Origin of the sequence: Collinsella sp. AF15-51 (genome assembly GCF_003462845.1) — a bacterium.
Lineage (GTDB): Bacteria > Actinomycetota > Coriobacteriia > Coriobacteriales > Coriobacteriaceae > Collinsella.
Genome location: NZ_QRYG01000012.1, coordinates 57,794 through 68,893, shown reverse-complemented (window position 1 = coordinate 68,893; position 11,100 = coordinate 57,794). Strand labels below are relative to the sequence as shown.

Here is an 11,100-nt window from a genome sequence, read left to right as displayed (position 1 = left end):
TTTTCCGGTTCGACGAACAGCCGATCGTGTCAAATTTGGTCTAACAGAGCCAATTGTTTTGACATCAATGTGACAAAGGGACAGTCCCCTTGTCACATTCGGTTATAGGTAGCGACCGGTAATGCTCTTGGAGCAGGCCGTAATGTCGCCCGGCGTACCGGTGCAGACGATTTGCCCGCCTGCGTCGCCACCGCCCGGGCCCATGTCGATCACGTAATCGGCGTTACGGATAAGGTCGAGGTCGTGCTCGATCACGATAACCGTGGCGCCCTTGGCAACAAGGCCGTCAAACACACTCAGCAACACCTGAACATCGAGCGGATGCAGTCCGATCGTGGGCTCGTCGAATAGGAATACGGCATCGTCCTGCACACGGTCCATCTCGCTCGCAAGCTTAAGGCGCTGCGCCTCGCCGCCCGAAAGCGCCGGCGTGGGCTCACCAAGCGTGAGATAACCCAAGCCCAGGTCGTGCAAGGTCTGTAAACGCACCTGAACCTTCTTGAGTCCGACGGTCGCGTCGAGGGCTTCATCCACGCTCATATCCATAAGTTGCGGCAACGTAAGCAGGCTGCCGTCCTTGCCCTCGCGATGAATATGCGAAGCCGCGTCTGCATAACGCGAGCCACGGCATGCAGGGCAGACGATCTCGACATCGGGCAAAAACTGCACGTCAAGCGATATCGAGCCCGTGCCATCGCATGTGGGGCAGCGCAAGGCGCCGGTGTTGTAGCTAAAGGCACCCGCCTTATACCCTGCCGCCTTGGCCTCGGGCGTGCGGGCGAAGGCGCGGCGCAGCTCATCATGGATGTCGGCATAGGTCGCCACCGTCGAGCGCACGTTGGCGCCAATGGGCGTGGCGTCAATCAGGTTGGCGCGCGCGATGCCCTCGGCATCGACCCAACGCACGTGCCTCGGCAGGCGCTCGCCAGCCGCTTGCGCCTTGAGCGCCGGGATGAGCGTCTCGAGCACCAATGTCGTCTTGCCCGAACCTGAAACACCCGTTACCGCGACAAGGCGGCCGCGCGGGATATCGACTTCGAGCGGTTTGACGGTATGGATGGCATCGGTCGCCATGCGGATATGGCCCAGATCGAACATTTCGTCGTCAGCCACCTGCGGGCGCAAGCGCTTGGGGTCCGAGCGCAAGAACGGCGCGATGCGGCTACCCTGCGATTGTTCGACCTCGCCCACCGTACCGGCGGCGATCACATGACCGCCGCCTGCTCCGGCAACGGGGCCCATCTCGACCAGATAATCGGCTTCCGCCAGCACGCGCGTATCGTGGTCGACAACGACCACGGTGTTGCCGTCATCCACCAGATCGCGCATTACGCCCACCAAGCCGTCGACATTGGCAGGATGCAAGCCTATCGAGGGCTCGTCCAGCACATAAAGCACGCCCGTCGATCGGTTGCGCACCACGCGGGCGAGCTGCACGCGCTGACGCTCGCCCGTGGAGAGTGTGGCACCGGCGCGATCGAGCGAAAGGTAATCGAGACCCAGGTCGACCAGGCGATGGGCCGCGCCCAAAAACGAATCGCAGATATCCGTCGCCATGGGCTGCATCTCGGCCGACAAGGATGCGGGCACCCCGCGCACCCACTCAATCGCCTCGCCCAATGTCATGGCCGCCGCCTGTGCCAGATTGATACCGCGCACCTGGGGTTGGCGTGCGGCCTCGGAGAGACGGGTGCCGCCGCAGTCACGGCACGGCCCCTCGCGCAAAAAGCGTGCAACGCGTTTGAGACCCTTGTCGTCCTTAACCTTGGCGAGCGCATTCTCGACGGTATAGACGGCGTTGTAATAGGTGAAATCGAGCGGCGTGGCGCCCTCGCCGTTTTTGGGAACGTAGAGAATGTGTTTCTTAACTGCCGGGCCATGGAACACGATGTCGCGCTCTTGAGGCGTGAGCTGGTTAAACGGCACGTCGGTACGCACGCCCATCTCGCCGGCCACCTGCTTCATCAGGTCCCACATGAGCGTGCCCCAGGGAAGCACCGCGCCCTCGTTGATGGTCTTTGACTCGTCGGGCACCAGGCTCGCCTCGTCTACCTCGCGCATGACGCCGGTGCCGCCGCAGGTAGAACACGCGCCGCCACTGTTAAAGGCAAGGTCCTCGGCACCCGGCGCATAGAACTCGCGGCCGCATGCGGGGCACGTGAGCGACAGGCCCGCCGCTACGTTAAGGCTCGGCTCCACACGCGCCCCGCAATGCGGGCACACGTGATGGGCGCAGCGGCTAAAGAGCAGGCGCAGGCTGTTGTTGAGCTCGGTCATGGTACCAAAGGTCGAACGCACGCCCGGTACGCTGGGGCGCTGATGCAACGCGAGTGCCGCCGGCACGTGCAATACCTCGTCCACCTGGGCGTGCTCGGCCTGCGTCAGGCGACGTCGAGTATAGGTGCTGAGCGCCTCCAGGTAACGGCGTGAGCCCTCGGCATAAAGAACTCCCAGCGCCAGCGAGCTCTTGCCCGACCCCGACACGCCGGCAATACCCACGAGCCTTCCCAGCGGAATATCGATATCGATGTCCTTAAGGTTATGGACGCGCGCACCACGCACCTCGATAGCACTTGGTTGTAGCGACACCGTCATCGCTCCCCTTCCTGTTGATCAAATGTGACAAAGGGACCGTCCCTTTGTCACATCACTCGTGCCATAAAATGCGATCGCGAATGTACGCACCCAGCATGGGCACGGTAAACCGGACAAGGCCGTATCCGGCAGCCTCGATGACGCGCTCGCGAATCAGGCTTGCACGATATTTACTCGCCCAGCTCTGGGTGCGATCGCAACGCTCAATGATATCCGCCATGCGCGTCGGCTTACCCTCGTCAGCAGCCATGGCCTCGATAAAGAGGCGCTGTGGGCTGCGCAGCCCGTAATACAGGGGCGCGTCGACCGCTTCGTAGAACTCGGAGACGGCATCCGCATGGCCATCCTCGACATCGCACCTTTCAATGACCTGCGAGTTGCGCCGGACAGCAGAGCGCCACATGTAATAGCCCACCAGCTGAACCATATAGGGATGCCCCATGCTCTTGTGTGCCGCAAGGTCCGCCGTCTCCGCGTCAACGCAAAGGCCAGCGTCTTTAACCGTCTGGATATATGAATCGCGCACCTTGGGCAAAGATATCGCCCCCAGCGTACGCTGCTGGGCACGCCGCAAAAACGTCACGCTCGGCTCTTCGAGCAGATCGTCAACCGTACTGGGTAAGCCGGCGAACACCAGCGCAAGACCGCGCTGGTCGCTATCGGACAAGCCCGTGGCATCCTGATCTCCGAGCACCTGCTGATAGAGAACGGCAAGAGCCGCCAGTTCCTCGATAGACGCAGACTGTGCCTCGTCAATCGCAAACAGTATGCCCTTGCCTGGACCGAGCTTCATGAGGCGCTCGTTGACCAGCCCTCGCAACGTTTCGCCCTTTGCTCGCGCCGCCTCGACCGACATCCGGCCAAACGACGGCCCAAACTCCATTGACGTCACAACGGGTTTATTCGAGCGAAGCGCGTCGGCCAATCGGTCGCATAAGCCAAGCGAAGCAGAATCGGAGATAACCGCCCATCCGCGCTCGCCGGCCAGACGTTGCAGCTCCCGCAGGAGAACCGTCTTGCCACAGCCGCGGTTTCCCGTAATGAGCATGAGCCTGCCCGGCGCTCCGGCGCCGTTGTCGAGTCCTTCCTCAAAATCTTCGATGACCGACTCGCGACCAATGAGTATCGGAGGGCGCTTGCCAGCCGTTGGCTTAAAGGGATTTGGATTCATGTCGGCCTCCTCGGATTGGCAAACGCTGCCTATAGTTATACCAACTTATACCGAGTTATACCAACAGCAGGTGACAAAGAGGCCGCCCTTCTATCACCTATGGCCGAAAAACTCGGCGTCTGCTGCTCGCCAGGGGCGGAAGGTGGTGGGATCGATCTTTACGTGCGCCGCGGCGGGTACGTCGTACCATTTGACCGTGTAACCGGCGCCGTGAGAGCAAAAGACCGAATCGGGCGTGTTGGGCAGATCGGCCTCGGGCTCGTAGGCGGCCGTCTCGATGACGCGCTCGGCATCATGGCAAGCCGCATAACCGGCGAACTCCAGATACAGATGACCGCGACCGCTCGTGTAGGCAGCCACCTCCAGCGCGTAATCCTGCACCTCGGATGCCGGCACGCGACCCACAAGCTTCGCCCGGTCGCCCGCCATCGTCGGCGGCTCGTACTCGGCACCCATGCGCGTGGCGTCTGACAACGCCCGGCCCACGCACTCCCCTGGCACCTCGAGCTCAAAGCGATACCACGGCTCCAACAACACCGCCGCGCCGGCCTCACGCGCCTGCATGAGTCCCTGGCGAATCGCGCGGTACGTGGCCTGGCGAAAATCGCCACCCTCGGTGTGTTTGGCATGCGCACGGCCGCCCGTGAGCGTAATGCGCACATCGGTGATGGGCGAGCCGGTCAGCACGCCCAGGTGATCGCGCTCCATGGCGTTGGTGAGTGCCAGACGCTGCCAGTTAAGATCGAGCTCGTCGGTCGAGGTCACGGTGCCAAACTGCACGCCCGAACCTGCTGGCAACGGCTCCAGACGCAGATGCACCTCGGCGTAATGGCGCAGCGGTTCAAAGTGGCCCACGCCCTCGACCGGCTGCGAGATAGTCTCCTTATAGAGAATGCCGCCGGGCTCAAATCCAACCGTAAGGCCAAAGCGATCGGCCAGCACCCGCTGCACGACCTCGAGCTGCACGGCGCCCATCAACTGCAAATGAATCTGCTCAAGATGCGTATTCCAGCTTACGCCGAGCATGGGATCTTCGTCCGCCAACTCAGTCAGTGCTTTGAACACCGCGTGGACATCGTGTTCGCCCGGAAGCACCGTATAGGTGAGGACCGGCGCAATGACGGGCGCATCGCCCGCGGGCTCCGCGCCCAAGGCGTCCCCCGGGCGAACGTGCGCAAGACCCGTCACGGCGCAGATGCCGCCAGCAGCAACCTCTTGGGCAAGCTCATACTTCTCGCCGTTATAGATGCGGACCTGATCGACCTTCTGCTCCCATGCCTCGGCACCGGAACGTCCGTCAATCATCTGCTTGGCATGCAGCGTGCCGCCGGTCACTTTAACCCAAGCCAAACGCTCGCCGCGATCCCCGCGGCTGACACGATAGACGCGCGCGGCAAACTCCGGGAGCCACGCCTGTTCACGCATCAGCGCGCATATGCCATCCAGCAACTCGTCCACGCCTTGGTCCTTGAGCGCCGAGCCGGCAAAGCAGGGAAAGAGCTTGCGCTCGGCAACCATGCGCGACAGCGTTGCAACAGAAAGCCCGCCCGCCTCAAGAAACTCCTCGAGTGCCGCCTCGTCCAATGCAGCAGCATCCTCCCAGGCGGCACCGCCCGCCAGCAGCTCGTTGGCATCCAGGCAGCCCTCGGAAAGACGCTGCCCCAGCTGTGCCAGCAAAACATCGCGACCGGGATTCTCCAAATCGATCTTGTTGATGAAGATGAACGTCGGGATGTCATAGCGTGCAAGCAGGCGCCACAGGGTTTCGGTGTGCCCCTGCACGCCATCGTTGGCACCCACAACCAAAATCGCGTAGTCCAGGGCACGCAGTGTGCGCTCCGCCTCGGCAGAAAAATCGACGTGGCCGGGTGCATCCACGAGCATGACGTGGGCATCGCCGTGGTCGAGCACGGCCTGCGACGAGAAGATCGTAATGCCGCGCTCGCGCTCGATCGCGTTAGTGTCCAGGTGCGAATCGCCATCGTCCACGCGGCCGCGCTTGCGAATGCGACCCGCATTGAACAACATGGCCTCGGCCAACGTGGTCTTGCCGGCATCGACATGCGCCAAGATTCCAACGACCGCTTGCTTCGACATGGCTCTCCTCTTATTGCAAGCCCATCGCACGCGGCAACGGGCATCCTCGTTCCACACTGGATGATACAATTTACGGGCCGGCGGGCGAAGCGGGCCCTATCCCCCGACCGAGCTCATCGCCCCGCGTTGCCGCGCGGCGATTTTCGTAGGTTCGCGCCTTGCGAAAGCCGGCACCTCCCCTTTTGCCCGCCCGGTCTTATCTGAGGCGGTAACAATGCGAGTCCCACAACGACGCGTTTTACCAAAAATGGCCCCACCCGGGGCCATTTTTTATTTGAGCTGGGTGATGATACGTGCCTTGGCTCCTACGCCTCGCGCAGCCAATCAAACGCGACACGCGGCGTGCCGTCCGACACATATACGACACCGGCGCGCTTAAACCCGGCCTTGGCGATGGCGCCCTGCATAGGCAGGTTGTCTTGGTGTGTGTCGATACGCAGATGGTCGATGCGTTCCTTGGCAAAGGCAAACATCGCAGCCGCGACGCCATGCGTGGTACCGTCGGATGCCACGCGGTGCAGCACGGCGTACGGGGCGTCGCTGTGCCACTGGCCGTCCTCGATCACATCGTAGGAACTGTCCGGCCCCGGCAGAAAGGCAAACGTCGCCACCACGCGTCCGTCTTCCTCGCACACATAGCTACCGCCCGCGGCGATATCGCTTTTGAGCTGCTCGGCCGAAGGCGTGCCCTCGGGCCACTGCGTGGCGTTGCCATGCGCGCGCATAAAAGCGCGGGCCGCGTCATAGATAGCCATGACGGCGGGAATGTCGGTATCGAGGGTTTTTCTGATCATCACGCGGCGACCTCACGTTTATTGGTATCACTTTGATTGAGCAATGATACCAGCGTTTGAAGAGGGGCGCGAAGCAGATGGGGAGCAAAAAGCGAGCCGCCTGGTCAAAGGCAAAGAGCGAGTTTTTGGGCGCTGCCACCGGCGGCGATATGAGCGATCTGTTTGCGCGCGAAGACGAGCGCCGCGACGCACTAGACGCCGAGCGCGATGAAGCCTGGCGCTACAAGTCGTGCGAACGCAAAAACCGTTACGATACGCGCGCCGAAGCCGAGGCAGTTATGGCCGACTGCGAAAACCGCGGGAGACGTGGTTTGGCCTGCTACAAATGCGAATACTGCGGCGGATGGCATCTGACGTCGCACCCCTGGAAATAGACCCCGCATCGGCACGGCGCTGGCGAAGCGCCGGCCATCGCACGCAAGCTACGGGCGCGGCGGCACCAAAACATCGTAGCGAACGGCCTTGCCCGCAAGCTGATAGCTCGGCTTAACGCCGGCAAGCAGCGGCCCCTTCACCGGCCGCTTGATAACGACCTTACGCGGGTGCACCGCAAGCGCGGCTTCGACCAGCGTCTCCTCATCGGCACACGGCTGTTCCAGATGATGCAAGAGTTGGAACTTCTTTTTCACCGCCGCGCTCTTGGTGCGCCCGGGAAACATGGGGTCCAGATATACCACGTCAGGAGCGGTGAGCTCGCCCTGCCCGATCAGCTCAGCTACATGGCGAAGGCCGGCGATGCTGTCCTCGCCGGCATGCAAGCGCATTCGTGCCACGGCTGTCGCAAGCGCCGGATCATCTGTCGCGCGATCCAAGGCATCCTTGAGAAGCGCCGCGATCACGCAATCCTGTTCATACAGATCGACGGTAAAGCCCGCGGCAGCCAGCAGCAGCGAGTCCTCGCCAAAGCCTGCCGTGGCATCAATCGCCCATGGTCGCTCGATGCCTTTTGCGCGTGCAGCCTTTACCAACAGCTCTTGCTGCAGACGGCCCTGCTTGAGCCGTGGAAGCATGCGGGCAAAATCGGCTCGCAACTCCATCGTGCCGTCGGTGAGCGTGAGGCCCTCGGACTTCCCGGTCAGCTCAAGCCCCGCGGCCCGAGCAACAGAAAAGGGATCGACGACGCCCATGGACACTCCTTAGCAAGCAAAACGAATACGTGAGCGCCACCTCAGTCGGCACCCAACCGTCCGTTATTGTCCCACATGCGACATGGTCCACAGCATCCCAATGCAAAGCACCGCCATCAATCCCGTGCACACGGCAGCGATCACAGAATCACCCATGCGCCTTCCCAACGACCGCGGCTCATCCACTTGCTTGACTCCGTACATCATGGCTCCTCCTTCGGTCCAGCTCTTACCATGGCCTCATCATCGCAGCGCCGCGCATGCGCTGCCATCGATTTGACTTACGTCCAGCTTTCCTTTTTGAAAGGTTGAACCGTGCAGGCAAGAGACGCTTTCAGGCGCATGCATCGCCGCGTTGAACTACAATGTGCTTCACCATATGTGCAGCACAGGGGGTACGCCAGGTCGGCCGTACTCGTATCGAAAGGACCAGCCATGAGCTTCACTCGCAAGACACTCAAAATCCTTGCCCTGATTTATTTTGTTCTGGGCATCGCCAGCCTCGTCATTGGAATCGCCGGTATCGCGACCGGCAAGCTCGAGTCCACATACGGATCGAACGCCATGCTCGCCGCTGCCGTGATTATCGCCAAGGGCCTCATCGATCTCGCCGCAGGTGTTGCGGGCATCAAGGGCGCCAACAAGCCTTCGCAGGTTGACGGCGCGTTTAAGCTCGGTATCGTTGCTGCAGTCGCCACGCTTGCCCAGGCGGTGCTCACGCTTCCCGCGTTTGGCGGCGACGCCATCAACTTTGGCGCCTTTGTCATCGTGGTGTACGACCTGTTCTTTGTTCAGCAGGCGCACGCCGTCAAGGCCGAAAACAAGGACCGCCTGTAAGCGCTCGCTTCTCATAGCCTCTGCAGCCAAGCAACTAAAAAGGGCCGATCGCACATCTCCGCGGTCGGCCCTTTACGTTTGCCCAGATAAAACCTGCCAAAATAAACCTGTCCCTATTTGGCAGGTTGTTAGCTGTGGCGGTACTCGGCGATGATGAAGTCGATATCGGTCTGAAGGGTGTCCAGGTTTGCCAGGCGCTCTTTGTCGGCAGGGCGCGTGCGGTAGTAGTACGGCGTCATCTGGAACACCGCCTCGATGTCGGCCTGGGTCTGGAGCGTAATGTTCGCAGACACCCGCCGCGTTCCCACCAGCTCGAGCTCGGCTGTCTGCGGCAGCTTCTCATCGTTGAGATATGGCGTGTCGTAGAGCACCTCCTTGAGCCCAAACAGATGCCGAGCACCCGGCACCACGGTAAAGAGCGAGCCCTCGGGTGCCAGGACGCGGGCAAACTCGCGCTCGTTAAAGGGGGCAAAGAGCTCAGTCACCATATCGAAGACGCCATCGGCCACGGGGATATCCTTCATGTTGGCCACGAAGTAGGTCGCATCGCCGCGCTTGGCGGCCAGGCGCACCATCTCTTTGCCCAAATCAAACCCGTAAGCATCCACGCCCGGCACCGCGCCCATCGCGCTCGTGTAGTAGCCCTCGCCACAGCAAATATCGAGCAAGGTCATGGAGGTGCCGGTAGATGCCGCGCGCCCAGACACCTGCTCGCGCACCAATTCGACCATCGTATCGCGCAACGGCGCATAGTAACCGCGGTTTAAAAAGTCACGACGGCTGCGCGCCTGCGACTTGGGATCACCCATAGCGTCGCCGCTCTTAGACGACCGCAACAGATATAGATAGCCCTCGCGCGCACGGTCAAATCGGTGTCCGCCCGCGCATGCGGCACCGCGCTCGTCGTCCACCAACGGTTCATGGCAAACGGGACACAACAACATGGCAACTCCTTAGCGCGAACAACACGACGCCCACCATTGTCGCACGCCTTCCCCACCTAGTCATTGGGGACGTTCTTAAATGACTAGTCGATTAGGAGTATCATCGTCTGCGCAAATAAGCGTGAGCAAGCATATTAGAGATTGAGAGCGTATGGCTGATACCGCATCTAGGCACATTGACATGACCACCGGCTCGCTGTGGCGCAATATTCCCCTGTTCGCCTTCCCCGTGGCCGCCACGAGTATCTTGGAGCAGCTGTCGAACCTCATCGCCACGGTCATCATCGGTAATTTCTCGGGCGACCAGGGAACCCTCGCCATGGCAGCGGTCGGCTCCAATGTTCCGCTTACCAGTCTTATGCTCAACCTGTTTATTGGCATGTCGCTTGGCTCCAACGTGGTCATTGCCAACGCTATCGGCCGCAACGATCAAAACATGGTCAAACGCGCCGTCCATACCTCGATTCTTATGGCACTCGTGGGCTTTGTCGTCATCGCGCTGGGCGAGATCTTTGCCGAGCCCATGCTCACAGCGCTCAATGTTCCTGCCGAAACTATGCCGCTTGCATCGCTTTACCTGCGCGTCTTTTTGCTCAGCATGCCCTCGATCTTGCTCTACAACTTTGAGGCCGCAATCTTCCGCTCCGTCGGCATCACCCGTATGCCGCTGCAGGCGCTTGCCGTGTCCACCGTCCTCAACATTGGCCTGGACCTCATCTTTGTCCCCGTGCTCCACTGGGGCGTCGCGGGCGTCGCCATCGCCACTGCCATCGCCTACACCGTCAGCGCCGTCACGCTCTTTGTCCGCCTGCTCAAGACCGACTCCGTCGTCCGCGTCACCCCGCGCGACTTAGGCTTAGACCCCGTCGCCCTCAAGCGTATCGTTAAGATCGGCCTGCCCGCCGGCATCCAAAGCGCCGTCTTTGCCGTCGCCAACATCATCATCCAGTCCGCCATCAACAGCCTGGGTACCGAGGTCATGGCGGCATCCAGCGCCGCCATGAGCCTAGAGTATGTGTGCTACAACCTGCTCAACAGCTTTAGCCAGGCCTGCACCACCTTTGTGGGGCAAAACCACGGCGCGCGACAGATCGACCGCTGCACCAAGACGCTCAAGGTCTGCCTGGTCGAAGGCGGCATCGTTGCGCTCACCACCATCGTCATCATCGTCGGTCTGGGACGCGAGATCCTGGCGCTGTTCAACAGCGATCCCAACATCGTCTCGATCGGCTATATACGCGTGTGTTCGATCTTCCCGGCGTACGCCTTTAGCATGTTCTACGAAAACATGTCCGGTTACCTGCGCGGCTTTGGCATCTCGCTCATGCCCGCCCTCATCACCATGATCTGCGTCTGCGGCATCCGCTTCTATTGGGTGTTCTGCGTGTTCCCGAACTTCCGCACCTTTGCAAACATCATGATGGTCTACCCCATCAGCCTGGGCACCACGGCGTTCTTTATGGTCGTGGCGGTATTGCTCTGCCATCCGGCACGCACCTACCGTCTGACGCAAGCCAAGACCGGGACGCGCTAGA

9 protein-coding genes are annotated in these 11,100 nt (G+C 61.3%); 3 read left to right on the top strand and 6 right to left on the bottom strand.

Translation table 11 applies throughout. The features are described from left to right. Positions 1 to 102 precede the first annotated feature (102 nt). The 4 genes from DWW51_RS06960 to DWW51_RS06945 all read right to left on the bottom strand — a co-directional run bounded on the left by DWW51_RS06960 (position 103) and on the right by DWW51_RS06945 (position 6,657). Complete coding sequence (locus DWW51_RS06960) at positions 103 to 2,595, bottom strand: excinuclease ABC subunit UvrA (RefSeq protein ID WP_117773984.1); 2,493 nt, start codon at positions 2,593 to 2,595, stop codon at positions 103 to 105. Between the two features lie 52 nt (positions 2,596 to 2,647). Next, a complete protein-coding gene (locus DWW51_RS06955; RefSeq protein WP_117773983.1) occupies positions 2,648 to 3,766 on the bottom strand; it encodes an AAA family ATPase in 1,119 nt (372 codons plus the stop codon). 93 nt (positions 3,767 to 3,859) lie between these two features. After that, a complete protein-coding gene (locus tag DWW51_RS06950) occupies positions 3,860 to 5,863 on the bottom strand; it encodes a translation factor GTPase family protein (RefSeq protein ID WP_117773982.1) in 2,004 nt (667 codons plus the stop codon). Positions 5,864 to 6,168: 305 nt separating this feature from the next. Continuing rightward, positions 6,169 to 6,657, bottom strand: coding sequence for an N-acetyltransferase (locus DWW51_RS06945; RefSeq protein WP_117773981.1), 489 nt, complete (start codon positions 6,655 to 6,657; stop codon positions 6,169 to 6,171). A gap of 77 nt (positions 6,658 to 6,734) precedes the next feature. Here DWW51_RS06945 and DWW51_RS06940 point away from each other — a divergent pair, with 77 nt between their 5' ends. Beyond that, positions 6,735 to 7,031: a hypothetical protein gene (locus DWW51_RS06940; protein ID WP_055310006.1), complete on the top strand. Its 297-nt coding sequence runs from the start codon at positions 6,735 to 6,737 to the stop codon at positions 7,029 to 7,031. A gap of 48 nt (positions 7,032 to 7,079) precedes the next feature. Here DWW51_RS06940 and DWW51_RS06935 read toward each other — a convergent pair whose 3' ends face one another. Continuing rightward, positions 7,080 to 7,784, bottom strand: a complete 705-nt coding sequence (locus DWW51_RS06935) for a class I SAM-dependent methyltransferase (protein ID WP_117773980.1) — start codon at positions 7,782 to 7,784, stop codon at positions 7,080 to 7,082. Positions 7,785 to 8,219: 435 nt separating this feature from the next. Here DWW51_RS06935 and DWW51_RS06930 point away from each other — a divergent pair, with 435 nt between their 5' ends. Beyond that, positions 8,220 to 8,621 carry a hypothetical protein gene (locus DWW51_RS06930; protein WP_117773979.1) on the top strand — a complete coding sequence of 134 codons (402 nt, stop codon included), beginning with the start codon at positions 8,220 to 8,222 and terminating at the stop codon, positions 8,619 to 8,621. 128 nt (positions 8,622 to 8,749) lie between these two features. Here DWW51_RS06930 and DWW51_RS06925 read toward each other — a convergent pair whose 3' ends face one another. Beyond that, positions 8,750 to 9,565: a putative RNA methyltransferase gene (locus DWW51_RS06925; protein WP_117773978.1), complete on the bottom strand. Its 816-nt coding sequence runs from the start codon at positions 9,563 to 9,565 to the stop codon at positions 8,750 to 8,752. 151 nt (positions 9,566 to 9,716) lie between these two features. Here DWW51_RS06925 and DWW51_RS06920 point away from each other — a divergent pair, with 151 nt between their 5' ends. After that, positions 9,717 to 11,099, top strand: coding sequence for an MATE family efflux transporter (locus DWW51_RS06920; protein ID WP_117773977.1), 1,383 nt, complete (start codon positions 9,717 to 9,719; stop codon positions 11,097 to 11,099). Position 11,100 lies beyond the last annotated feature (1 nt).